The 22,769-nt window shown below is 73.2% G+C and carries 23 protein-coding genes; 16 read left to right on the top strand and 7 right to left on the bottom strand.

The window, feature by feature from the left end; all coding sequences use genetic code 11:
- The 13 genes from KGA66_RS13255 (at position 1) to KGA66_RS13195 (ending at position 12,273) form a co-directional block, all read left to right on the top strand.
- A complete protein-coding gene (locus tag KGA66_RS13255; RefSeq protein WP_211468254.1) occupies positions 1-1,545 on the top strand; it encodes a phage tail sheath family protein in 1,545 nt (514 codons plus the stop codon).
- Between the two features lie 54 nt (positions 1,546-1,599).
- The gene (locus KGA66_RS13250) at positions 1,600-2,040 is read left to right on the top strand and encodes a phage tail protein (RefSeq protein WP_211468252.1); all 441 of its coding nucleotides are present in this window, start codon (positions 1,600-1,602) and stop codon (positions 2,038-2,040) included.
- A 32-nt stretch (positions 2,041-2,072) separates the two neighbouring features.
- Entirely contained in the window at positions 2,073-2,495 is a 423-nt protein-coding gene (locus KGA66_RS13245; protein ID WP_369015864.1) for a hypothetical protein, read from the top strand.
- Positions 2,492-2,713: a DUF6760 family protein gene (locus KGA66_RS13240; RefSeq protein ID WP_211468248.1), complete on the top strand. Its 222-nt coding sequence runs from the start codon at positions 2,492-2,494 to the stop codon at positions 2,711-2,713. Before KGA66_RS13245 ends, KGA66_RS13240 begins: the two co-directional genes overlap by 4 nt.
- A 34-nt stretch (positions 2,714-2,747) precedes the next feature.
- The gene (locus KGA66_RS13235) at positions 2,748-4,670 is read left to right on the top strand and encodes a hypothetical protein (RefSeq protein WP_211468246.1); all 1,923 of its coding nucleotides are present in this window, start codon (positions 2,748-2,750) and stop codon (positions 4,668-4,670) included.
- A gap of 70 nt (positions 4,671-4,740) precedes the next feature.
- The gene (locus KGA66_RS13230; protein ID WP_211468244.1) at positions 4,741-5,178 is read left to right on the top strand and encodes a phage tail protein; all 438 of its coding nucleotides are present in this window, start codon (positions 4,741-4,743) and stop codon (positions 5,176-5,178) included.
- Positions 5,175-5,864: a CIS tube protein gene (locus tag KGA66_RS13225; protein ID WP_211468242.1), complete on the top strand. Its 690-nt coding sequence runs from the start codon at positions 5,175-5,177 to the stop codon at positions 5,862-5,864. The genes KGA66_RS13230 and KGA66_RS13225 overlap by 4 nt, the downstream gene beginning before the upstream one ends.
- Positions 5,861-7,636, top strand: coding sequence for a VgrG-related protein (locus KGA66_RS13220; RefSeq protein ID WP_211468240.1), 1,776 nt, complete (start codon positions 5,861-5,863; stop codon positions 7,634-7,636). The genes KGA66_RS13225 and KGA66_RS13220 overlap by 4 nt, the downstream gene beginning before the upstream one ends.
- Before the next feature lie 48 nt (positions 7,637-7,684).
- Positions 7,685-8,077 carry a PAAR domain-containing protein gene (locus KGA66_RS13215; RefSeq protein WP_211468238.1) on the top strand — a complete coding sequence of 131 codons (393 nt, stop codon included), beginning with the start codon at positions 7,685-7,687 and terminating at the stop codon, positions 8,075-8,077.
- A gap of 16 nt (positions 8,078-8,093) precedes the next feature.
- Positions 8,094-8,489 (top strand): GPW/gp25 family protein, encoded by a 396-nt coding sequence (locus KGA66_RS13210; RefSeq protein ID WP_211468272.1) that lies wholly within the window; start codon positions 8,094-8,096, stop codon positions 8,487-8,489.
- A 5-nt stretch (positions 8,490-8,494) separates the two neighbouring features.
- Positions 8,495-10,510, top strand: a complete 2,016-nt coding sequence (locus tag KGA66_RS13205) for a putative baseplate assembly protein (RefSeq protein ID WP_211468236.1) — start codon at positions 8,495-8,497, stop codon at positions 10,508-10,510.
- Positions 10,511-11,143 (top strand): phage tail protein, encoded by a 633-nt coding sequence (locus KGA66_RS13200; RefSeq protein WP_211468234.1) that lies wholly within the window; start codon positions 10,511-10,513, stop codon positions 11,141-11,143. It abuts the gene before it with no gap.
- Positions 11,140-12,273, top strand: coding sequence for a zinc ribbon domain-containing protein (locus KGA66_RS13195; protein WP_211468232.1), 1,134 nt, complete (start codon positions 11,140-11,142; stop codon positions 12,271-12,273). The genes KGA66_RS13200 and KGA66_RS13195 overlap by 4 nt, the downstream gene beginning before the upstream one ends.
- Before the next feature lie 44 nt (positions 12,274-12,317).
- On the opposite strand, the gene KGA66_RS13190 is transcribed toward KGA66_RS13195, so the two are convergent.
- Together KGA66_RS13190 and KGA66_RS13185 are read right to left on the bottom strand one after the other, a co-directional pair.
- On the bottom strand, positions 12,318-13,142 hold the full coding sequence (locus KGA66_RS13190; RefSeq protein ID WP_211468230.1) for a pentapeptide repeat-containing protein: 825 nt from the start codon (positions 13,140-13,142) through the stop codon (positions 12,318-12,320).
- Positions 13,139-13,852 carry a phosphotransferase gene (locus KGA66_RS13185; protein ID WP_312886894.1) on the bottom strand — a complete coding sequence of 238 codons (714 nt, stop codon included), beginning with the start codon at positions 13,850-13,852 and terminating at the stop codon, positions 13,139-13,141. Before KGA66_RS13185 ends, KGA66_RS13190 begins: the two co-directional genes overlap by 4 nt.
- Before the next feature lie 188 nt (positions 13,853-14,040).
- Between KGA66_RS13185 and KGA66_RS13180 the strand changes: the two genes are divergently transcribed.
- Positions 14,041-14,877 carry an SCO family protein gene (locus KGA66_RS13180; protein ID WP_211468227.1) on the top strand — a complete coding sequence of 279 codons (837 nt, stop codon included), beginning with the start codon at positions 14,041-14,043 and terminating at the stop codon, positions 14,875-14,877.
- On the opposite strand, the gene KGA66_RS13175 is transcribed toward KGA66_RS13180, so the two are convergent.
- From KGA66_RS13175 to KGA66_RS13160, 4 genes are all read right to left on the bottom strand, one after another.
- On the bottom strand, positions 14,872-15,444 hold the full coding sequence (locus KGA66_RS13175; protein ID WP_211468225.1) for a vitamin K epoxide reductase family protein: 573 nt from the start codon (positions 15,442-15,444) through the stop codon (positions 14,872-14,874). The genes KGA66_RS13180 and KGA66_RS13175 overlap by 6 nt on opposite strands.
- Positions 15,441-16,355: a DUF929 family protein gene (locus KGA66_RS13170; protein WP_211468223.1), complete on the bottom strand. Its 915-nt coding sequence runs from the start codon at positions 16,353-16,355 to the stop codon at positions 15,441-15,443. Before KGA66_RS13170 ends, KGA66_RS13175 begins: the two co-directional genes overlap by 4 nt.
- A 130-nt stretch (positions 16,356-16,485) precedes the next feature.
- Positions 16,486-17,124 (bottom strand): hypothetical protein, encoded by a 639-nt coding sequence (locus KGA66_RS13165; RefSeq protein WP_211468221.1) that lies wholly within the window; start codon positions 17,122-17,124, stop codon positions 16,486-16,488.
- A gap of 136 nt (positions 17,125-17,260) precedes the next feature.
- The gene (locus KGA66_RS13160) at positions 17,261-17,959 is read right to left on the bottom strand and encodes a TetR/AcrR family transcriptional regulator (protein WP_246507687.1); all 699 of its coding nucleotides are present in this window, start codon (positions 17,957-17,959) and stop codon (positions 17,261-17,263) included.
- Positions 17,960-18,259: 300 nt separating this feature from the next.
- Here KGA66_RS13160 and KGA66_RS30075 point away from each other — a divergent pair, with 300 nt between their 5' ends.
- Positions 18,260-18,538, top strand: a complete 279-nt coding sequence (locus KGA66_RS30075; RefSeq protein ID WP_246507697.1) for a DUF6230 family protein — start codon at positions 18,260-18,262, stop codon at positions 18,536-18,538.
- A 230-nt stretch (positions 18,539-18,768) separates the two neighbouring features.
- The gene (locus tag KGA66_RS13155; RefSeq protein ID WP_211468219.1) at positions 18,769-19,821 is read left to right on the top strand and encodes a Gfo/Idh/MocA family oxidoreductase; all 1,053 of its coding nucleotides are present in this window, start codon (positions 18,769-18,771) and stop codon (positions 19,819-19,821) included.
- A gap of 51 nt (positions 19,822-19,872) precedes the next feature.
- On the opposite strand, the gene KGA66_RS13150 is transcribed toward KGA66_RS13155, so the two are convergent.
- Positions 19,873-21,993, bottom strand: coding sequence for a putative bifunctional diguanylate cyclase/phosphodiesterase (locus KGA66_RS13150; RefSeq protein ID WP_211468217.1), 2,121 nt, complete (start codon positions 21,991-21,993; stop codon positions 19,873-19,875).
- Positions 21,994-22,769: the final 776 nt, after the last annotated feature.

Below are 22,769 nucleotides of genomic sequence, written 5' to 3'. Positions count from 1 at the left end.
ATGCCCAACTACCAGTCCCCGGGCGTCTACGTCGAGGAGTTGGAGTCGGCCACCCGCCCCATCGAGGGGGTGGGTACCGCGGTCGCGGCCTTCGTCGGCTTCAGCGCCCACGGGCCGCTGCACACCCCGACGCTGGTGACGAACTGGACGCAGTACACGAACACCTTCGGCGAGCCGGCCCCGGGCACGTTCCTCGGCCACGCCGTGTACGGGTACTTCCTCAACGGCGGCGGCCAGGCGTACGTCGTGCGGGTCGGCGGCGCCCCCGGCGCCGGTGCCGGAACAAGCGCACGCGCCGAACTGACCTCGGCCGCCGCGCCCGACGCGGTCGCCTACGTGGCCACCGCAAAGGACACCGCCAAGGGCACGGCGGCGCGCGGCGAGGTCACCGTCGAGGTCACCGACACCGCGGCCGAGGGAGCGCCACAGGACGCGTTCCGCCTGGTCGTGCGCGGCGGCGGCCGCGAGGAGGTCTTCGAGCCGGTCACCACGCGCCGCGGCCGCACCAACGTGGTCACCCAGGTGAACGCGACCTCGACGCTGATCGAACTGGCCGAGGCGCCCGGGCAGGGCGCCCTGGCCGACCGGCGCCCCGCGAACGCCGTGGTGACGCTGGCCGAGCGGCCCGGCGCCGAGGTCGCGGTCAATCCGGCCGACTACGTCGGCAGCGGCGCGGACCGCACCGGTTTCGGCGGGCTGGAGGCGATCGACACGGTGACCATGGTCGCGGTCCCCGACTTGATGGCCGCCTACCTGGCCGGCCGGATCGACCGCGACGGCGTGCGCGCGGTGCAGACCGCGATGATCGCGCACTGCGAGCTGATGGGCGACCGCATGGCGATCCTCGACCCGCTGCCGGAACTGAACCCGCAGCAGGTGCGCGAATGGCGGATGAACGAGGCCGGATACGACTCGAAGTACGCCGCGCTGTACTGGCCGTGGCTCAAGGTGCTCGGCCCGGACGGCCGGAGCATGGCGCTGCCGCCGAGCGGCCACCTGGCCGGGATCTGGGCCCGCAACGACGAGACCCGGGGCGTGCACAAGGCGCCGGCCAACGAGGTCGTGCGCGGCGCGATCGGCGTGCAGGTCGCGCTGACCCGCGCGGAGCAGGACAACCTCAATCCGGTCGGGGTCAACTGCATCCGGGCGTTCCCGGGCCGCGGCATCCGGGTGTGGGGCGCCAGGACCCTGAGCAGCGACCCGGCGTGGCGGTACATCAACGTCCGGCGGCTCTACAACTACGTCGAGTCCTCGGTGCGGATCGGCACCCAGTGGGTCGTGTTCGAACCCAACGACAAGAGCCTGTGGGAGCGCGTCATCAGGACGCTGCGTTCATTCCTGTTCACGGTGTGGCAGGACGGTGGCCTGTTCGGCGAAACGATGGAGCAGGCGTTCTACGTCAAGTGCGACGACGAGACCAACCCCTCGGAGTCGATCGAGATCGGCCGGCTCGTGTGCGAGATCGGCCTGGCGGTGGTCAAGCCCGCCGAGTTCGTGGTCTTCCGGCTGGCGCAGCTGCCGACCGGCACGGCCCTGTCCGAGTAAGGCCCGGCGCGTCGCGCACGTCAGCGTGCGCATTCACGAGGTAGGAGAACACCGATGGCGGGGATCACCGATCCGCTGACGAACTACAGCTTCGCGGTGGAGATCGACAGCCTGACGATCGCGCAGTTCAAGGAGGTGCAGGGGCTCGGAATCACGATCGGGGTGATCGAGAACCGGGCGAACAAGGCCGGCGGCCTGCCGGTGCTGCAGAAGCTGCCCGGCTCGGTCAAGTACGAGGACATCCACCTCTCCCGCGGCAAGGTCAACGACCCGGCGTTCTGGAACTGGATCAAGACCGTGCAGGAGGGCCGGATCGACGAGGCCCGCAAGGACGGCGCGGTGATCCTCTACGACCTGGCGCACGGCGAGGTCAGCCGGTTCAACTTCTTCCAGGGCTGGCCGTCGAAGGTGGAGGTCGGCAAGCTGAGCGCCGGCGGCGACCAGGTGCTGCTGGAGTCCGTGGTCATCACGATCGAACGGCTTGAGGTGAAGTGATGGCCGCCGGGGCGACGGTGTCACAGACCTCGATGGCCGCGGGGACGGCCGGATGGGCGGGATCGGGCGATGATGCGGTACGGACGCAGTTCTCTTTCACGCTCCCGGTCGGGTACGTGGACAGCGCGGGCGCGGTGCACCGCGAGGGCACGATGCGGCTGGCGACGGCTCGGGACGAGATCCTGCCGCTGCGTGATCCGCGGGTGCGGGAGAACGAGGCGTATCTGACGGTCATCCTGCTCAGCCGGGTGATCACCTCGCTCGGCGAGGTGTCCTCGATCAACCCGGGCGTCGTGGAGAGCATGTTCGCCGCGGACCTGGCGTTCCTTCAGGACCTCTACCGGCGGATCAACGCGGAGGGCCACACCCGGATCGCGGTGACCTGCCCGGCGTGCGAGCACGACTTCGCGGTGGACGGTTGCGGGCCCACGGCGAGCCGCCTGGGGGAATCGTGACGTACGGCACGGACCTGTTGCTGGAGGAAGTGTCGTACGTCGCCTACCACTTCCACTGGCCGCTGGAGACGATCCTCGACCTGGAACACCCGCTGCGCCGGGACTTCGTGGCGCGCATCGGCGCGATCAACGCGGCGGTGAACGAGGCCGCCGAGGAACGCGCGCGGACGGCGGCGGGCGCGGGCCCGGACGCGGACGCGGCCGGGAACGGTTGGTGACCCCGTGCGCTGGCCGTTTCGCCGTTCGCCGGCCGTGACACCGACCGCTGAGGGCTCGCAGCCGGGCGCGCTGAGCGCGTCCCCGGCGCCGGCCGGTCCGGCCGCGCGGTCTGACTGGCGCGATCTTCCCGGCGGGATGCCGGTCCTCGGCGCCGCGCCCTCGGTGACGGACGCGGGCTTCAGCCGTTCGCTGCTGAGCCGCTGGCACAACCCTCCGGCGCTCGGCCGACTCGGTCACGAGGTGCGCACGGACGTGCCGGGCGGGCTTGTCGGCGGCGTGGCACGGACCGTGGATCCGCTCGACACGCGCCCCGCGGACCTGGTGTACCGGGCCGCGGAAACCGGCAGCGCGGCCGAGCCGAAGCGGTATGTGAAAGCGCTGATGCCACGCGCGTCCTGGTCGAAATCCACCGCGGCGGCGAGCCCCGCGGACGCATCGGCGGGGGCTCCGGCGCCGGCCGCGCCGCTGTCCGGTCAGCGGATCAGCACCCTCGGCGAGCAGGCCGGCCTCCCCGGTCCGCCCGCTTCACGGGCCGCGCGCGGTTCGCGCCGTGCGCGAGCTTCACAGGACCCACAGCCGGGTCCGCAGGATTCGCAGAGTCCACAGATTTCACGGAACTCTCTGGACGCACGCACTTTCGTGCGCCCGCCCGACAGCTCAGCGGTCGCCGACACCGGTGCCGTCGCGTCGGCGTCGGGAGGCACGGCTCAGACTCGCCAGGCGCTGCCCTCTTCGGCGGCGGCCGAGGTCAAGGCGCGGGACCCTCGCCCCGTTTCCGCGGACATGACCGACGGCCTGACCGCAGCGGCACCTGACCGGGGTGCACACGCCGACCCGCAGCCGGGATCGCCCGACTCCCCGCAGGGCTCCCAACGCCGCGGCCTCGGCTCCCTGCCCGCACCCCGCGAGGCGCGGCCGGGGACGGACCCGCTCGGGTCCGCCCCGGTCGTCGCGCCCCTCCTGCCGCGCAACCCGATCGTCCGCACCTCGGCGCGGCCGCGGGCGGCCGAGAGCGCCCCGGCCGGTCCCGAAACGAGCTTGTCGCAGGCATCAGTGCCCGAGTACGAAGCGGCGGCCGCCGGCCTGTCTGCCAACCCGGATACGGCCGTGTCACCCACGTCGGCCGCGCTCACCCGTGCGGCCACGCCGGCGCCGGCGCACTCCGGCGACGCGCACCGGACCGCCGATCCCGGCGCGCGGGCGGCGAATCCGGTCTCGCTCGCCGCGGCGCCGTTGATCTCGGCCTCCCGGCTCGCTCCCGCCGCGAATCCGATCAGCATCCTGCGACAACCGGCGGCACCGGTCGACCAGCCGGTGCGCGAGGCCCGGTCGATCGCCGGCGGCTTCGCGGCATCGCTCGCGGCCCCTTTCCCGAACCTGGCGGCGCAGGCGCCGTCGCCGCCGCCCGCTGCTGTCGCGCGTGCCGCGACCGCTCTCGCACAGACCGCGGCCGGGTCCGGTTTCGGGTCCGGTTTCGGGTCCGGGTTCGGGTTTGGGGCTGCGACCCCCGCCGATTCCGTGCTCCGCGCGATGGGACAGTCCCCGACACAGGCACGGAGCGCCGCCTCCCGCCCGCAGACCGCGCCGGGCGCCGCAGCGGGCCCCTGGCCGGCGAGCCTGGAATCGACGAGCCAGGTCTCCGCATTTCAAGACGCTGCGGTTCAGCTGCCTGGCACTCGGGGCTCCGGCATCCAGGGCTCCGACATTCAGACCTCTGGCATTCAGCGCTCCGCCGTCGAGCACCTTGCGGCTCAGGACCCAGGCGCAGCCGGCCGGGTCCGCCCGATCGGCGGGACGAGCGCCGCCGGGATGGCGGCTTCCGCGACCGCCGCGCCCCACGACCCGGCCGCGCTCGACACGCTCGCCCGCCGGCTTTACGGCCGCCTCTCCCGGCACCTGGCCGCCGAGCTGCTGATCGACCGGGAACGCGCGCAGTTCCTCACCGACCTGACCTGACCTGACCTGACCCGACCGCACCGCACCCGCGCGGCCACCGCGCTCGACCCGGAGAAGGGACAGCACCGACATGGCGAACGAAGACCTCGGGATGGCCGGGCTCGCCTGGCGCTTCGGCGTGACGGTGGACGGCGAGCAGATCGCGCTGTTCACCGGCTGCGCGGGCCTCGACGCGGAATACGAGGCGTTCACCTGGAAGGAGGGCGGCGGCGACGGACCGGTGGTCACCCTGGCCGGCCGCCTGACCTACACCAACGTGAAGTTGACCCGGCCGGTCGACAAGGACAGCGCCAAAGTGCTGCGATGGTTCGCCGCGCAGGCGAGCAAGCCCAAGCCGCACCACGTGACCATCACCCTGTACGACGGCAACGGCGCACAGATCGCCGCCTGGGCACTGACCGACGCCTGGCCGGTCAAGTACAGCGGGCCCACCCTCACCACGCTCGGCGAGCCGGCCGAGGCCGTCGCGCTCGAATCGCTGGAACTCTCGCACCGGGGGTTCGCGTGACCGTCTTCGCCAACCTGCGCAACCAGGACGACATGACGATGCTGACCTGCCAGTTCAACCCCTCGACGGTCAAGCTGAGCAAGTCCGCCGGCTGGTCCACCCCGCCCGCGCGCAACGCCAGGGACCACCCGCGCCCGCAGTTCGTGGGCACCGGACCCCAGACGCTCACTCTCAGCCTCCTGTTCAACGCGTACGGCAGAGACGGCGGCGCCGCCGCGCTGCCCGTCGCCACCACCGTGCAGAAACTGCTGGACTGGACGCAGCCGACGCAGCGTTCGCAGGAGGCGCACCGGCCCGAGCCGCCCACGATCGAGTTCCGCTGGGGCGCGCACGTGACCATGACCGGGTTCCTCAAGAGCGTCGAGGTCGAGTACCTGCTGTTCGACAACGACGGCACGCCGCTGCGCGCGAGCGCCAACGTGCAACTCCAGGCGCTGCCGCAGCCGACGCCGGGCACGAACCCGACCTCCGGCGGCATCTCGGGCCGCCGCGGCGCGCAGATCACCCAGGGCGACTCGCTCGCCTCGATCGCCCAGCGCGAATACGGCGACGCGAACCTGTGGCGGGCCATCGCGATCGCCAACGACATCGACGACCCGGGCCGGGTGCCGCCGGGAACCGGCCTGCTGCTGCCGCCGCGCGCGCAGGCCGCCGCCCTGGCCGCGGTGGGCGGTGATCCGCGATGAGCCGCGCCGCGTACGGCACCAGGCCGCGGATCACGCTCGACGGCGCGCCGCTGGCCGAGGACGTGCTGCCCTCCCTGATCAAGGTCCTGATCGACACGCAACTGCACCTTCCCGACATGTTCGTGCTCGAATTCCTCGACCACGGCCGGGAACTGGTTCGCCGCGCCGGATTCGACTTCGGCAGCCGGGTCGAGATCACGGCCACCGCGGCCGGCGGGGACGACGAGGAGGCCGGCACGCTCATCCTCGGCGAGGTCACCGGCCTGGAGCAGGACTGCGACGCGACCGGCACGTGGACGGTGGTGCGCGGCTACGACCTGTCGCACCGGCTGTGCCGCGGGCGGCGCACCCGCACGTTCCTCGACGCCACCGACGGCGACATCGTGCGTCGGGTCGCGGGCGATGCAGGGCTCGAACTCGGCGGCGTGGACGACGACGGCACGGCGCACCCGCACGTGGGCCAGGTGAACCTGACCGACTGGGAGTTCCTGCGCGCCCGGGCCAACGAACGCGGACGCGAGGTGGCCGTCGTCGGCGGCCGGCTGCAGTGGCACGCCCCCGTCTCGCACGAGACGGCGCCGGGCGCGCTCGACGACCCGCAGACGCCGCCGCGGGCGGCGCAACTGCTGCTCGGCACCAACCTGCTGCGTCTCGCGCCCAGGGTGACCGCGGCCGAGCAGGTGAGCGAGGTGTGGGTGCGCGGCTGGAACCCGGAGACGAAGCAGCCGGTACGCGGCAGCGCGAAGACCTCGACCGTCAGCGCGCGTTCCGGCGCCGATCCGGGCGACCTGGCCGGGCGCTTCAACGCGGCGCCGTTCCTCGTCGCGGACCGGCCGGTGCGCGACGAGCGGGAGGCCGACGCGGTCGCTGCCGCCGTGGCCGAGCAGATCGCCGGCGCGCACGCCGAGATGACCGGCCTGGCGCTGGGCGACCCGGCGCTGATGCCGGGCGCGGCGGTGTCCGTCAGCGGCGTCGGGTGGCCGCACGACGGCGACTACGTCCTGTCCGCCACTCGCCACCGCTACGACGAGACCGGCTATCACACCGAGTTCACGGTCAGCGGGCGGCAGGAGCGCACGCTGCTGGGACTCGCGTCGCTCGGCGCGACGAAGCACGCGCACCGCGGCAGCGGACGGCCCTGGCCGGGACTGGTGATCGGCCAGGTCACCGACATCGACGACCCGGACCGGCGCTTCCGCGTCAAGGTCGCCTTCCCCTGGCTGTCCGACGACTACGAGTCCTGGTGGGCGCGCGTCGCCCAGCCCGGCGCCGGGGACGGGCGCGGCCTGGCCTGGCTGCCCGAGGTCGGCGACGAGGTGCTGGTCGGGTTCGTACACGGCGACGTGCGCGAACCGTACGTGCTCGGCGGGCTGTACAACGGCGCGGACCATCCGCTGCTCAACGACCGGCTCGTGGACGGCGACGCCGGCCAGGTGCTGCGCCGGGTCCTGGGCTCGCGCGCCGGGCACCGGCTGGTCTTCAGCGACGACGATCAGGGCTCGCAGATCCAGCTGGCCACCGGCGACGGCAGCGCGACGGTCACGCTGGACGCCACGAACACCAAGATCGTGATCGACGGCTCCGGCGCGGTGACGATCCACGCCGGCGGGCCGCTGAAGCTGCACAGCGACGGCGACATCGAACTGAACGCGAACGGCGGCGACCTGAAGCTCAGCGCGAGCGGACAGCTGAAGCTCTCCGGGAGCACCGGGGCGTCCCTCGACGGCGGACCGCAGGTCAGCGTGTCGGGGTCGGTCATCAAGTTGAACTAGCACGACACACGCACCGCACGAGAAAGACGGAGAGGGGCGGCAGAGACCATGGCAGCGCCGGCCGCGATCAGCGGCGACCAAGTCAACGCAGTGTGCTCACTGCACCTGATGCCGAACCCTGCGACCGGGGCGCCGCAGCCCTCTCCCCCGCTGCCGTTCAGCGCGCCGATCACGCTCGGGGTGTGCGCCACGGTGCTCATCTGCGGCGCGCCGGCGGTGGTCGTGGGCGCGAGCGGCGTCAACACGCCGCCGCATGTGGGACTACACCCCGCCGACCCCTTCTTCGCGCCGCCTGCGCAGCAGGCCGTCATCGCGGCCGGAAGCGGCAGCGTGCTGCTCGGCGGGGTTCCGGCCGCGCGCACCGGCGACAGCGCCACCTGCTGCGGGCAGCCGACCGGCACCCTCGTCGGCAGCGGCACGACCGTGCTGATCGGGGGTTGAGGCCGCGATGACGCATGTGACCGACGACTTCGTCGGGCGCGGCTGGGCCTTCCCGCTGCGGCTCGACGGCACCGGTGCCTTCGCGCTGTCCGCGGGCGACCGCGACGTGGCCGAGTCGATCCGGCTGATCCTGGGCACCAGCCCCGGCGAGCGGCCGATGCGCCCCGAGTTCGGCTGCCCCATCCACGAGCTGATCTTCGACACCGTGGACGCCGCGCTGGCCGGCCGGGTCGGCGCGCTGGTCGAGGCGGCGCTGACGCGCTGGGAGCCGCGCATCGACGTGCTCGCCGTTGCGGCGAGCCCGGACCCGGCCGCCGCGCACGTGCTGCGCATCGCGGTGGACTACCGGATCAAGGCCACCAACGACCGGCGCAACCTGGTCTTCCCCTTCTATGCGATCCCCGAGGACTGAGCCGGATGCCGCTGCCCGCCCCCGACCTGGACGACCGCCGTTTCCAGGACTTCGTGGACGACGCCAAGCGCCTGGTGCGCCGGCGCGTCCCGGCCTGGAGCGACCACAACGTGCACGACCCCGGCATCACCCTGATCGAGGCCGTGGCCACCATCGCCGACCAGCTGGCCTACCGGCTCAACCAGGTGCCGGAGCGCCACCACCGCAAGTTCCTCGACCTGCTCGGCATCACCCGCAGGCCGCCGGGCGCCGCGCGCGCCGAGCTGACCTTCAAGCTGTCCGCGCCGCGACCGGACGTGGTGACCGTGCCGGCCGGGCACCGCGTCGGCACGCCCAGGATGCCCGGGGAGACGCCGATCGCCTTCGCGACCCTCGCCCCGCTGGACATCGTCCCGGTCAGCCTGGCCGAACTGCGCGCCGCCCCGGCCGTCGGCGCGAGCGGTCCGGGCGAACCGGGCGCGGCGGGCGATCCGGCGGCCGCAGGGGCCGTGGACCGGGGCCGCGGCGCCGACCACCTGCGTGATCTGCGGCCCCTGATGCGCCGGGGCGAGCCGGCGGCCTGCTTCAGCGCGGTGCCGGCGCCGGGAGACCGTTTGTACGTCGGGCTTTCCGCGGCGGCGCCGTCCTGCCTGATCTCGCTGCGCACGGACAGCAGTATCGAGGGCATCGGCGTGGACCCGGACCGCCCGCCGCTGTACTGGGAGGCGTATCAGAGCTCTGGCTGGGCGCGCTGCGAGGTCGAGCGGGACACCACGGGCGGGCTGAACCGGCCCGGCGAGATACTGCTGCACCTGCCCGCGCAGCACACGCACTGCCTGATCAACGGCGTGCGCGCGGCCTGGCTGCGCGCCGTGGTCACCACGGCCGCGCCGGACGTGCCGGCGTACAGCAGGACCCCCACACTGACCAGGCTGACCGCGGCCTGCGTGGGCGGCACCGTCGCCGCGGTGCACGCCGAACAGATCACGGACGAGGTGATCGGCACCGCGCAGGGCGCGGCGGGGCAGCGCTTCAGGCTGCGGCACGCTCCCGTGCTGCCCGGCTCCGAGCCGCCGGTCGTCGAGGTCTGCGGCGAGGAGGGCTGGCAGCAGTGGCATCAGGTCCCGGATTTCGCCTCCAGCGGCCGGGACGACCCGCATTTCGTGCTCGACCCGATGACCGGGGAACTCACCTTCGGCCCGGCGGTGCGGCTGGCCGACGGCGCAGTGCGCTGTCACGGCAGGGTGCCGCCCGAGGGCGCGACGGTGCGGGTGCGCGAGTACTGGACCGGCGGCGGCGCGATCGGGAACGTCGCGGCGCACCGGCTGACCGTGCTGCGCTCGGCGATCCCGTACGTCTCCTCGGTGACGAACCGGCATCCGGCCCGCGGCGGGCACGACGGCGAGACGGTCGAGCAGGTCAAGGTGCGGGCGGCCCGGGCGTTGCGCGGCCAGGACCGCGCGGTGACCGGCGAGGACTTCGAGGCGATCGCGACGCAGGCGGTCAGCGGCGCGGTGCGGGTGCGCTGCGTGCCGCCCGCCGAGCCGGACGGACCGGTGCGGGTCCTGGTCGTACCGGACGTGTCAGGGTACGGATCCGGCCGCATTCCCTTCGACGCGCTCACGCCCGACGAGCCGAGCATGACGAGCATCGCGGCCGCCCTTGAGCAGCGGCGTCTGGTCGGCGTGCGTATCGTCGTCGAGCCGCCGCGCTACCAGGGCGTCACCGCGGCCGTGCGGCTGCGTTCGCGACGCACCGAGGACCTTGAGCAGGTGCGCGCCGCCGCCCTCGCCGCGCTCTACCGCCGGCTGCATCCGCGCGAGGGCGGCCCGGACGGGACCGGATGGCCGTTCGGGCGCGCGGTCACGCTGGGCGACGTGCATGCCGCGCTCGCGGCGGTTCCCGGCGCGGACTACGTGGAGGAGGCACGGCTCTACCCTGCCGATCCGACGACCGGGGCGCGCGCGGAGGCTGCTGCCGCAATCGAACTCGGCCCGGACATGCTTCCCTTCTCCTACGACCACCAGGTCCGGGTGAGCTGAATGAGGGGTCTGATCAGCGAGCAGGAGCCGGGCGTGCTGGGCGTCGCTGCGGCGCTGCGGCAGGCGATCCCGGCGGTGTATCAGGAGGATCCGCTGTTCATGGATCTGTGCGCCGCCTTCGACGAGGTGATAGCGCCGCTGGTGACCGCCGTGGACTGCTTCGACGCGTATCTGGACCCTTACCTGGCGCCCGAGGACTTCCTGCCGTGGCTCGCGGATCTGGTCGGCTGTCGCGGCGCGGTACGGCAGGGCGCGGCCGCCGAACGCGCGCAGATCGCCGCCGCGGTACGGGATCACGCGCTGCGCGGCACGCCGTCCGGCGTCCGGGAGGCTGCGGCGCGGGCGGCGGGCGTGCCGGTCGAGCAGGTGGAGTTGGACGATCCGGGCGGGACCAGATGGTCGACGGTACCGGGCGGGGCCGATTCCGGCTGGCCGCGGACCGCGCCTCGGGTGCGGGTTCGCGTCGGCGAGCAGGACGCGCAAGCTGCGCGGTCGGCGGTGCGGGCCGCGATCGAGGAGGCCGCGGGCGTGCATTGCGCCATCGCGGTGGATGTGGCCGAGGCCGGGGCGGCGCCGAACCGCCGGGCCAGGCCGCAGGGGGCGAGAACCTACGGAGGTACGAGCGAATCATGATCCTGTGTCGGGAATGCGGGAACAGCGCGCCGTCGACGGACGGCTTCTGTTCGTCGTGCGGCGCGCTGCTGGACTGGTCCGGGGAACGCGTCGAAACCCGGATCCTGCCGACCGTGCAGACGGCGGCGCCGACGCCGGTCGAGCCGGTCGAGGCGGGGCCGGTGATGCAGGGGCCACGCGCGCAGGGGCCGGTGCGGCGCACGCAATCGGCGGTGCCTGAATCCGCGGCGTACCCGCCGGGGCCGCAACCACAGCCGCGTGGCTGGATTCCGGCGGCCGAGGCCCGCCGGGCGCAACCGGTGCCGGCAGCGTCCGAGCCGGAACATACCGGCCCTTACTGCCAGGCCTGCGGGGTGCGCAATCCGCAGGAACGCCGGTTCTGCCGCTCGTGCGGCGCGATGCTGCAACTGCCGGTGCCTGCGCCTTCCGCCCGCAGGGGCTGGTGGCGGCGGCTGATCGACCGGCTCACCGGCCGCCGCCGCCAGTACGCCGCAGGGCAGCGGCCCGGCGGTTTCCGCGACCACCAGGCCGGCGGTACGGGCCGGGCGGGCCGGCGCGGGCCGCGGCTGCCGCGGCACCTCAAGCTCGGCAGGCTCGCACCGCTGCTGATCATCGCCGGACTGGCGGGCATCGGCCTCGGCCCGGCGCGCACGTGGGTGACGAACGAGGTGAGCACGCTGCTGGGCAGGGCCAAGGCGCGGGTGGATCAGCACTATGCCAACGTCACCCCGGTCGGCGCCTCGGCCGCCTCGGCGAAGGACCACGCCGCGGCGCTGGCGATCGACGGGCTGAACACCACGTACTGGGCCAGCGCGCAGCACCCTGACGGAGTGGGCGAGGCGCTGACCGTCAGCTTCGCCGCGCCGGTGGACATCGACCAGATCGGCATCCTCTCCGGTGCGGACGCGCAGAACTTCCGCGCCTTCGCCCGCCCGCGCGTCCTGGTGGTCACCGCGGCGGGCGCGGCGCCGGTCACGCTGTCCTTCGACGACTCCGCGGACTTCCAGAGCCGCGGCACCGCCCTGCGGCAGGTCACCACGGTCACGATCACGGTCAAGGACGCCTATCCGGGCCAGAAGCAGCACGCCCTGGCGATCCGCGACCTTGAGTTCTTCGTCAAGTCGGGCTGAACCCGCCGGGACCCGGGCCGCGCCGAGCGCCGGCCCGGCCCGGCTCAGGCGGCCCAGTGCGCCGGGCGCGCACAGCCCGGCGCGAGCCGCGTCGCGGCGTCCCCCTTCGCGCTCTGGAGCTGCGACCGGGTGAGGAAGAGGCAACCGCGCAGGTCCGCCCCGCGCAGGTCGGCGTCGCGCAGGTCCGCGCCGATCACGTCGGCCAGCCGCAGATCGGCCTTCCTCAGGTCGGCCGCGACGAGCAGCGCCCCGCGCAGGTTCGCGCCGCGCAGATCCGCGCCGGCGAGCTTGGCCCCGATCAGATCGCCGCCGCGATGGTTGCGCCCACGCCGCTCGACTTCGGCGCGCGCCAGCTCGCTCGCCCGGGTCAGCAGCACATTGACCCGCTCGCGCAACGCCGCGACGTCCGCGCTCAGGATCGTCTCGGCTCCGGCGCCCGTCAGCCGGTCGGTCTCCTCGATCGCGCGGCGCAGTGCGGCGTGCACCGGTTCCGCGGCCGCCAGGTCCAGCGCGTCGTTCATGTACCAGAGCAACTCGTGCAGCTGCCGCATGACGGGGAAGACCGCGAACATGCGCCGCGCGGTGTCCGGGTCCTGACGCCAGCCGACGCCTTCGAACGTGTGCTGCGACACCTTCTGGCCGGCGCCGAAGCACTCGAAGACCGTGCAGCCGGAGAAACCGCGTTCGCGCAGGTTCGCGTGGATGGCGCAACCGTGGTCCTCGCGCAGGTTCGCGCACGGCCGCCCGGCGGGCTTGTCGAGCGCGAACTCGGCCGACTTGAAGAAGTTCAGCGCGACGCAGCACAGGGCGAAGCAGCTGCCGCAGTCCGCGCGCAGGTCGGGCCGTTCGCGCTGCCCGCCGGCCGTCATGACCGCGCCAGCATCGCGTTGATCCGCCGTGCCTCGGACGGCAGCAGATTCGGGTCGGACAGCCGCCGCCGGCACGCGCCCGCCAGGAAAGGCGCGGGATCGGCATGCGCGGCGGCCAAGAACGCCCGCAGGAAGCGGCGGCGCAGCAGCGCGACGAACGGGCGCAACGGCCACGGCAGATCGGGCACCTCGCTCACGGCCATGACCACGAGCGTGTGCGCCAGGTCGCTGCCGGCCGGCCCCGCAGCCGCGTTCGACCAGTCGATGACCACGGGTCCGGTCGGCGAGAGCAGCACGTTCGCAGGATGCAGATCAAGGTGCAGGATCACGCCGCGGCCCGGATCCGGCGCCGGCCCGGGCAGTCCCGGCGGCGCGGCGAGCGCGTGCAGCCTGCGATGCAGGTCGGCCAGCAGCCGGGCGTGGCTCCGTGCCCGCCACGGGTGCCGCAGCAGGTCGGCGAGCATCGTCGGCCCGTCGGCGCGCTCGAAGATCATGTCGCGACCGCCGTCGGCCTCGTGCAGGAGCGGGACCGGGAAGCCCTGGGCGTGCAGGTATCTCAGTGCCGTTATCTCGTTCGCATGGTCGTAGTCCACCCGATACCGGCGCAGCACGCGGCCGTCGCCGAGGTCATACACGTCCGCGTCGCGCCCACGCCCCAGCAGGCGTCCCGGCGCCGCCGCGGCCCGCTCCCCCGTCGTTTCCTCTCCCACGCGCGGCAGTTTAGCAACCGCCGCGCCACGAAGCGCCTTCCACCTGCGCCGTCGCCGCGCTCTCGTGCGGCAGCACCCCCGCGCCATGGGGCCAGTGCGGCCCGGGTAGCGTGAATCGCACCGGAGCGTGCTCGCTGTGACGCGGCCGGGAGAGACGAAGGAAACCGGCAAGACGAAGGAAGAGCGCCGTGACCGACAACCCTGACGCGGCGCGCCCGCCTCGCTCGCGCCGGCGCGGTTCTGGACGGCGGGCGCTGCTCGCGGCCCTCGCCACCGCCTGCCTGCCGCTGTCCGCGTGCACCGCGGCGGGCGGCGACACCTCCGGCGCGGCCGCGCCGGCCCCCGGCGCGAGCGCGGGCAACAGCGCGATGGACATCGCGCTGCCACAGGCCATCCTGAACCTGCCGTTGGAAGACTCGTCCGGCCACCCGGCCGCCCTGTCCTCGTTCAAGGGCAAGATCCTCGTGATCAACGACGTGATGACGCTGTGCCAGGAGACCTGCCCGCTGGACACCGCGGACCTCGTGCAAGCGGCGCGCGCGGTGCAGAAAGCCGGGCTCGGCGACCGGGTCGAGTTCCTGAGCATCACGATCGACCCGCAACGCGACACCACCGCCCAACTGGCCGCGTACCGGCGGCTTTACGCCCCGGCGCCAGCGGACTGGGCGATCCTCACCGGTCCGGCGCAGGACCTTGCGACGCTGTGGCACAACTTCGGGGTGTGGATCCAGAAGGTCCCCGAGGGCGCCGTCCCGGCCAAGAACTGGCTGACCGGCGCGCCCCTCACCTACGACCTCAACCACAGCGACGACGTGTTCTTCATCGACGGCGACGGCCATGAGCAGACCCTGCTCGACGGGCCGGCACACGTCGAGCAGGGCACAGCGCTGCCGTCGGCGCTCAGGAGCTTCCTGAACGACAACGGCCGCCAGAACCTCGATCACCCCGGCGGGGACGCCTGGACGACGCAGCAGGCGCTACAGATCGTCAGCGGCCTCGTGCACAAGCCGATCCCGCTGTCATAGCGGGCGCCTTGATCGCCCGGCGCGCGCCGGTACGTCCGCCGGGTCCGCCGGGTCGGCCGGGTCCGCGGCGGCCGCGGTGCCGAACGCGACGACGCCGAACAACACCAGCGTCAGCGCGTGCACCGTGGTGCACCAGAGGCAGATCGCGTTGATCACGAACAGCTCCGCGTAGACGAGCCAGGCGACGAAGCCGACGCCGCCGAGTGCCGCCAGCACCCTGACATGCCGCAGCACGACCGGGCGGTCCGCGCGCCAGGTCCACGGCAGGCACAGCAGGAGCATCACGGCGAAGTACCCGGTCCCGAGCACGGCCACCGGCATGCCGAGGAACTGCGACTGCGCGCTGGTGGTGACCTTCTCGCAGTTGACGGTCGCGCTCTGCGGGCAGGCCAGGGTGACCGTGGTCGTGTAGTGCGCGACCGTCAGGTAGATCGACACCGCAAGACCCGCGGCGGCCGTCAGCGGCGCGGCGATCAGCGCCCACCGCGGCGCCCCGGGCCGCGACGCCGCGACGGCCTCGCGCCCGGTCCGGCTCGTGTTCGTGTTCGTGTTCGTGTTCGTACTCACTTCAGCGCGCCCTTCGCCTCGGTGACGCCCTTGGCGGAGCACACGTTCGCGGGCTGCTGTCTGGTCAGCGTGCACAAGGCGGCGGTCAGTGCGTTCGCCGAGCCGTCGATACCCTGCGCCTCCGCGCTCGAAGGGTCCGAGAGCGCCGATGCGATCTGCGACCAGCTCTTCCCGGCCAGCGTCTGCGGGCTGTAGCTCGCGCCACTGATCATGAACTTGCCGCCGAGGTCGAGGAACGGGATGCCGCCGGCCGCCGAGGACGGCACGTACGGGGGCGAGTCGTACACCGAGATCAGGCGCTGCTGCTCGGCGGTCATCGTCTGCAGCGGCTTCTTGTCCGCATCCTGCGTCTCAACCGCGCTGAAGCTGAGGTAAGGGCTGCTGTACGTGGTCTTCGCGAAGCTGAAGGTGTGCGTGTTCGGATATACGTCGTCGCCGGCGGACTGGGTCAGACCGAGGCCGCTGAAGGTGCCGAAGCGGCTGAGTGCGACGACGATCGCCCAGCGCTGTGCGGCGCAGTACGGGCACCACTCTTCGCCGATGTACAGCACTTCGGGCTTGCCGCCACTCGCCAGTGCCGGTGCCCCGGCGATGGCCGCCGGACCGTTGCTGACCGTGCCGCGGCCGATCGTGTCGAGCACCGGGCCCGGCACGGTGGTGGCGGACTGGACGACGCGGGCCGTGTCCGCGGCCGAGAGCCCGGAGGACTGGGTCGTGGAGGCGGTGTGCGATCCGCCGGCCGCCTTGGCGATGACGAGGGCCGCGAACACGGCGACGACGGCGAGGAGACTGCCCGCGGCCAGCCACAGCCGCCGGCGGCGGCGTTCGGCCTCGCGCTGCGCGGCGATCTTGGCTTGGGCTTTGCGGAGGCGTTCCTCGCGGGTCGTGCGGGTGGGACGGGTCGAACTCATGGTTGCTCCCTGATGCTGTCTGCGGAGTGAGGAGCCGCACGCGCTCACGGTCCGGCCGCCCTGGTGATCAGGGGGGTGGCTGGCGCGCGGCGTGCCCGCTTCCGGTGCGACGGCCCGGGAAGCGGGCGGGTCAGGCGGAGCAGAGCGGAAGCGGCGGCCCTCTGCGGACAACGGGGAGGTGCGACACGGCGGCCGGTCGCGGCGGGCGGCCGCGGCGCCGGGGGAATTTCGAGCGCTGCGGCCCGGCGTACGGGACGAAGGCCCGCAACAGCGCCGCGGGAATGGTCAGCAGGGCGCGGCCGAACTCCACGAGCAGCCGGCCGAGCGTGAACAGCGCGGCCTCTCCGCGCCTGAGCCACCAGGCGCACAGCAGCGCGGCGGCGACGTGCATGCAGATCAGCAGACCGGTCTGCGCCCAGCCGGGGACGGCGGTGCCGCACATGCCGGGCACCGTCAGGCCCGGCGGCAGGTTCGTCACGGCGACGCAGCGCGCGGCGGAGCCTTGCAGTTCGGCGGCCTGGAACCAGAGGAAGAGCGCCGCCTGCGCGCCCAGTACGAACGCGGCGATCGCCGGGAGGGCGCGCTCGCGGCGCGCGAAGGCGCACCCGACGCACAGCAGCACGATCCAAGCCTGCAACACCGTGCTTTGCGGCAGAACTGCCTGGGAGGCGAGCACGTGGCCGAGCGCGGCCAGCAGCACGCAGGCGGCAGCCAACGCCGCTGCACGCGCCGCGCGCGGAAGTAGGAGCACAAGCGGATGCTCGCCCATCGTGAGCATCATGCTGCCACAGCACGGGACCGGGTTGAACCGTCTTTCACGCTTCCACCAGGTGACATCCGGCCCTAGTGCCTCGGCAGCCGTGTCAGAGCGGCCGAGTCAGAGCAGCCGTGTCAGAGCAGCCGTGTCAGAGCAGCCGGGCCGCGAGGTAGCCGCGCAACAGCAGATCGGCCTCGGCGATCAGGTCCGGATCCCCGGCAGGATGCCGGCGGAAGGCCAGGCGCAGCACGCTGTCCGCGGCCTCGACCGCGACCAGCAGGGTCCGGTCCACGTCGGGGCCGTCCGGCAGTCCCAGGTCGTGCACGCCGAGCACCTTGAGCCGCTCGGCGACCATCCGGTTGTTCTCCATCTCGCGCCGCTCGTCGAGCAGGTAGTCCTTGCCGGGCCGGGCGTCGCCGAAGTCGACCGAGGCGAAGCCGGGCACCTCGCGCTTCATCGCCACGAACTCGGCTACCACCGCGGACGCGGCGTCGGCCCAGGTCTCGACGGCGGGCGCGGCGGCGAATCGGACGTGCAGCCGGTCGAGGAACAGGTCCAGGTTGCGGCGCGCCAAGGCCCGGGTGAGCGCCTGTTTGCCGTCGAAGAACTGGTACAGCGTGCCGATCGGCACGCCGGCGCGCCGGGCCACCTCGCTGGTGGTCAACTCGTCGTAGCCGACCTCGTCGAGCAGGCGCGCGCAGGCGTCGAGCATCCGCTCGAAGCGCTCCAGGCTGCGGCGCTGCACCGGCCTGCGGCGTACCGGGCCGACATCGGGCGCGGTCATGGCCGCGGTCTCGGCGGCTGCGACGTCCACGGCGGCGGCGCCAGGCGTCGCGGTCTCGGGCATCGGGAGCGCTTCTCCGTCGGCATGAGCGCGAGTCACGCGAGGAGGAGGAGAGCGCGCGAGGTCGCCGCTAGCGCGCATTCCCCGGGGCTTGCCGGGGGGCGCGTCCGTGGGCGCGCCTGGTGAGATCGCGCGGGCCGTGTCGCGGGACGGACGCGACTTGCGCCGCCGGCCCGAGAGCGCGGGTCCGCCGGACGATCTCCGCGCGAAAGCTCGTCGGTGCTCCATCGCCTGGCCACGCGCCCAGCCTACCGGTAGCGGGCCCGGCCGGATCCCGACCCTGACCACCGCAGCGGGCCGCCCCTGCGCAGAGCGTGCCGCCTCCGGTCAGCGCGCTGCGGTCAGCGCATCGCGGCCGACCGCGAACGGAACCCTGATCCGCGGCAGCCGGTCAGGTGGCCGCGGCGCCGTAGATCAGGGTCCGCCCCCTCGGGCCGGCGCCTCGCCGGGCCGCTCGGCGACTTCGCCCAGCAGCCGCGGACCGTTGACATCAGTAACCTGCGTCAGGACGGCTACGCCACCACCGCCGCCTCGTTCAGCCTGCCCGGGCTGAGCATGAGCTCCCAGAACAGCGGCTGCTGACGTGACCCTCCCGCAACCGCCCGCCGAACCCGAACCGGAAACCGAACCCGGAACCGGAGCCGGAACCGGAACCAAGCACCGGTCCGCGGCGGCGGGCGTGACGCAGTAAGAACCCGAGCACCTCAGTACACTAAGACGCGCGCTCCGCGAGAGGGGGCCGGCGACGCACGCCGCAGCCGGACACGGGCACGCCTGGTGTGAATCTGCGGCCGATATGGTTGGCTGGCGGCATGTCCTACTCGGCTGCGGCACCTGAACTCAACGTCGCGATCATCGGCTACGGACTGGCCGGGGCGGTCTTCCACGCCCCGCTGGTCGCCGCGGAGCCGCGCATGCGCGTCGCGGTGGTCGTCACGGGCTCGGCCGAGCGCGCGCAGCAGGCGCGCGCCGAACATCCGGGCGTGCGCGTCCTGCCGCACGCCGACGAACTGTTCGCGCAACCGCGGCTCGCGGACCTGGTCGTGGTGGCCTCGCCGAACAGCTCGCACGCGCCGCTCGCGCACGCGGCCCTGCGCGCGGGGCTGCCGGTCGTGGTGGACAAGCCGATGACCCCGACCGCCGCGCAGGCCGCGGACCTGATCGCGGCGGCCCGCGCGGCGGGGCTGCTGCTCTCGGTGTTCCAGAACCGCCGCTGGGACGGGGACTACCTGACGGTGCGCCGGCTGCTCGACGAGGGCCGGCTCGGCGAGGTCACCCGCTTCGAGTCCCGGTTCGAACGCTGGCGCCCGACACCCAAGGGCGGCTGGCGGGAACTCGGCGGCGCCGACGAGGCGGCCGGCCTGCTCTACGACCTCGGCAGCCACCTGGTCGACCAGGCGCTCGACCTGTTCGGGCCGGCCACGGTCGTGCACGCTGAGACGGATGGGCGCCGCGCCACGGTCACCTCGGACGACGACACGTTCATCGCGCTCCTGCACGACAACGCGGTGCGCTCGCACCTGTGGATGAGCGCGGTCGCCAGCGACATCGGCCCGCGTTTCCGGGTGCTCGGCACCACGGCCGCCTATCTGAAGTACGGGCTCGACGTGCAGGAGGACGCGCTGCGCGAGGGCAGCCGACCGGGCGACGCGGGGTGGGGAGCGGACGAGCCGGAGCGCTACGGGATGCTCGGCACGCCCGGCCGCAGCGAGCGCATCGAGACCGAGCACGGCTCATACGAGCGTTACTACGCGGGCATCGCGGCGGCGCTGCTCGACCGGGCGCCGGTCCCGGTCGACCCGGCCGATGCGGTGCGTTCCCTCAGCATCCTGGAGACCGCGCGCAGGATGGCCGCGCGAGACTGAAAGAGCGCGCGCGTCCGGCAGTCGAACTGCGCGGGCACGCGGAACGCTTCGTTACCGCTCCCCGCGCCGCCGCTCCAGCGGCGCGGGCGCGCCGGGGACCGGCAGCGAGAGCAGCCCGGCCAGCTGGTTCGCCGGGACCGCGCGCGCGAAGTACCAGCCCTGCGCCGAGTCGCAGCCGAGCGCGGCCAGGCGCGCGGCCTGCTCCTCGTCCTCGACGCCCTCGGCGGTGACCGACATGCCCAGGCCGTGCGCCAGCGAGACCAGCGCCCCGACGATCTGCTCGTCGACGTGCCCGTCCGTGCCGCCGGCCCGCAGACCGGCGGTGAACGACGCGTCGATCTTGACGATGTGGGCGGGCAGCTGGCGCAGATAAGCCAGGTTCGAGTAGCCGGTGCCGAAGTCGTCGATGGCGATGCGCACCCCGGCCTTCGCCAGCTCGCGCAACACGTCCAGCGAGCCGTCCTCGGTGCCGATGACCGCGCTCTCGGTGATCTCCAGCTGGAGTTGCTGCGGCGGCAGCCCGGTGTCGGCGAGGATCTTGAAAACCTCGGCGACCAGGTGCGGATCGTGGGTCTGACGCACCGCCAGGTTCACGTTCACCGCCGGCGGCGCGCTGCCCGGGCCGGTCGGCGGCCATGTCGCCGCCTCGGCGCAGGACTGCTCCAGCACCCAGCGGCCCAGCTGCACGATGACCCCGGTCTCCTCCGCCAGACCGATGAACCGGTCCGGCTTGAGCAGGCCGAAGTCCGGGTGCCGCCAGCGCACCAGGGCCTCGACCGCGGACACCGCGCCGGTCTTGAGGTCCACGATCGGCTGGTAGTCGACGACGAACTCGCCGCGCTCCAGCGCCCCGGGCAGCGCGGCGCTGAGCGTGTAGCGGGTGATCTCCGAGGCGCTGCGGTCGGCGTCGAACAGCGCCCAGCGGCCCTTGCCCTCGGCCTTGGCCCAGTACAGGGTGATGTCGGCGGCGCGCACCAGTTCGGTGGGGTGCGCCCCGCCGATGGAGTGCTCGACCACGCCGACGCTCGCGGACACCGGGATCTCGCGGCCGTCGAAACAGATCGGGCGGCGCAGCGCGTCGAGGATCTCGTCCGCGGCGTTGGTCGCCGAGGCGGCGTCGGCGTGCTCGGCGAGAAGCATCACGAACTCGTCGCCGCCCATGCGCGCGACCAGCCGGCCGGGCCGCTGCGCGCACTCCGCGAGCCGGTGCGCGACGCCCACCAGAAGCTGGTCGCCGACCACGTGGCCGAGGGTGTCGTTGACCTCCTTGAACCCGTCCAGGTCGAGGTAGCACAGGGCGACCTTGCAGTCCGGATCGGCGGTGCCGAGCAGCCCCTCCAGGTGCTCGAAGAACAGGGTGCGGTTCGGCAGCCCGGTCAGCGGGTCGTGCGTGGCCTGGTGGCGCAGGTGCATGTGCATGGAGCGGCGCTCGGTGATGTCCTCGAACAGGCCCAGCAGGAATCGGCGCCGGCCGATCTCGTCGCGGATGACGGTGGCGCGCAGATGGGTCCACAGGCTGGTGCCGTCGGCGCGGGAGAACTCCTTGTCCACCGCGTAGAAGTCGCGCTCGCCGCGCAGCAGCTCGGACAGCGAGCCCCACAGCTCCCGCGGGTCGGTGGGTTCGGCGATCTCGCGGATGTGCCGGCCGCGGTAGCTCTCCGGGGTGCGCCCGAGCATGGTGGCCAGGGTCTGGTTCACCTCGACCACCAGGCCGTTGAGGTCGGCCAGGCCGATGCCGATGGGGGCGGCCGAGAACACCGCCCGGAACCGGGCCTCGCTCTCGTCGCGGGCGGCGAAGGCGGCGCTGCGGATGGCCTCCTGCTGATTGAGCGTCAGCTCGCGCAGCGCGGTGGAGTAACCGGCGGCGATGCCGCCCTGCAGCGCTCCGAGTTCGGCCGTCCCGCCGCCCAGGCGGGTGCCGTGCCGGGCGAACACGGTGAGCGTGGCCGCGAGCGACGCCGGGTCGGTGTAGTGGCCGGAGACCAGCGCGGCGCCGATGGCGCGGCCGGCGCTGGCCGGATCGCGCTCCCCGCGCAGCGCGCAGGCCGCCTGACGGGTGTATTCGAGCAGCAGCGCGTCGGCCTCGGCCGGGGTGTAGGTGACGTAGCTCGTGTCGGCGATGGCGCGCGTCCACGCCCGCGCGACCGACTCCACAGCCTCGGCCGGGATCAAGGCAGCCGCTCCGGATCGATCAGCCGCCGGGTGAGCATACGCGGCGCACCCGGAAGGCGACCCTGCGCGACGCTGTGGTGGCGGCCGCTCTTGCAGCCGCACATCCGGACGAGAGCGGAAACCACCGGATGCACGTCCTCGGGGGTCAAAATCGGTCGTGCCATAATCGCCAACCCTCCGCCGCGTGCGCGATCACCTTATGCGTTCACGACGGCGTCGCGAAAGAGGACTGCGCGGCGCGGTGGCGCGACCGGGTGAAGCACCGGAACAAAACACATAGCCCCAGCGCATACACGGTTAAGCATGGATGGAGTGGACGTTGCGCGGCGCCGTCGAGGGACGCCGCGAGCCGCCGGCTTCCCGGCCGTACCCACGAGGGTCGCGCCGCTTGTCCTCCGGCTTCCCACCAGGGCCGCGCCACGGCCCGCAACCACCTGCATTCTTCTGTCCTCCTCCTCGGCACCCGTCCGCGGTCTGCTCGGCGCGGCCGCCGCGTCGCACCCGATCCCGTTGTGCCGCGTCCCAATCCCTACAGTCTCATAGTGTTCAACGTCACACTGCACGATCGGGTGCCGCGCCGTCGCGTCGTACGATGGCCGGCTACGCAGAGACCTCGCGGCGTCGCGCGCGACGCACGACCGGCGGCGGCGACCTGTGGCGCGGATGAGCTGACGCGGAGGACTTCGTGATCCATGACGCCTTGCGATCACACCGCTGACGAAGGTGACCGCCTCGCAGCGCCCTTAGGGCAGCCGAGTGCGCAGCCGTCCAAGGTT

This window comes from Actinocrinis puniceicyclus (genome assembly GCF_018283645.1).
Lineage (GTDB): Bacteria > Actinomycetota > Actinomycetes > Streptomycetales > Catenulisporaceae > Actinocrinis > Actinocrinis puniceicyclus.
The sequence above is the reverse complement of the archived record's forward strand: the minus strand, read 5'-3'. Positions and strand labels throughout refer to the sequence as shown.

Bases quoted from the DNA above. Each gene is read 5' to 3' on its own strand.
- KGA66_RS13190 (WP_211468230.1), bottom strand. From the start codon at position 13,142: ATGACGGCCGGCGGGCAGCGCGAACGGCCCGACCTGCGCGCGGACTGC.
- KGA66_RS13200 (WP_211468234.1), top strand. From the start codon at position 10,511: ATGAGGGGTCTGATCAGCGAGCAGGAGCCGGGCGTGCTGGGCGTCGCT.
- KGA66_RS13220 (WP_211468240.1), top strand. From the start codon at position 5,861: ATGAGCCGCGCCGCGTACGGCACCAGGCCGCGGATCACGCTCGACGGC.
- KGA66_RS13230 (WP_211468244.1), top strand. From the start codon at position 4,741: ATGGCGAACGAAGACCTCGGGATGGCCGGGCTCGCCTGGCGCTTCGGC.
- KGA66_RS13245 (WP_369015864.1), top strand. From the start codon at position 2,073: ATGGCCGCGGGGACGGCCGGATGGGCGGGATCGGGCGATGATGCGGTA.
- KGA66_RS13155 (WP_211468219.1), top strand. From the start codon at position 18,769: ATGTCCTACTCGGCTGCGGCACCTGAACTCAACGTCGCGATCATCGGC.
- KGA66_RS13250 (WP_211468252.1), top strand. From the start codon at position 1,600: ATGGCGGGGATCACCGATCCGCTGACGAACTACAGCTTCGCGGTGGAG.
- KGA66_RS13170 (WP_211468223.1), bottom strand. From the start codon at position 16,355: ATGAGTTCGACCCGTCCCACCCGCACGACCCGCGAGGAACGCCTCCGC.
- KGA66_RS13165 (WP_211468221.1), bottom strand. From the start codon at position 17,124: ATGGGCGAGCATCCGCTTGTGCTCCTACTTCCGCGCGCGGCGCGTGCA.
- KGA66_RS13215 (WP_211468238.1), top strand. From the start codon at position 7,685: ATGGCAGCGCCGGCCGCGATCAGCGGCGACCAAGTCAACGCAGTGTGC.
- KGA66_RS13255 (WP_211468254.1), top strand. From the start codon at position 1: ATGCCCAACTACCAGTCCCCGGGCGTCTACGTCGAGGAGTTGGAGTCG.
- KGA66_RS13160 (WP_246507687.1), bottom strand. From the start codon at position 17,959: ATGCCCGAGACCGCGACGCCTGGCGCCGCCGCCGTGGACGTCGCAGCC.
- KGA66_RS13195 (WP_211468232.1), top strand. From the start codon at position 11,140: ATGATCCTGTGTCGGGAATGCGGGAACAGCGCGCCGTCGACGGACGGC.
- KGA66_RS13205 (WP_211468236.1), top strand. From the start codon at position 8,495: ATGCCGCTGCCCGCCCCCGACCTGGACGACCGCCGTTTCCAGGACTTC.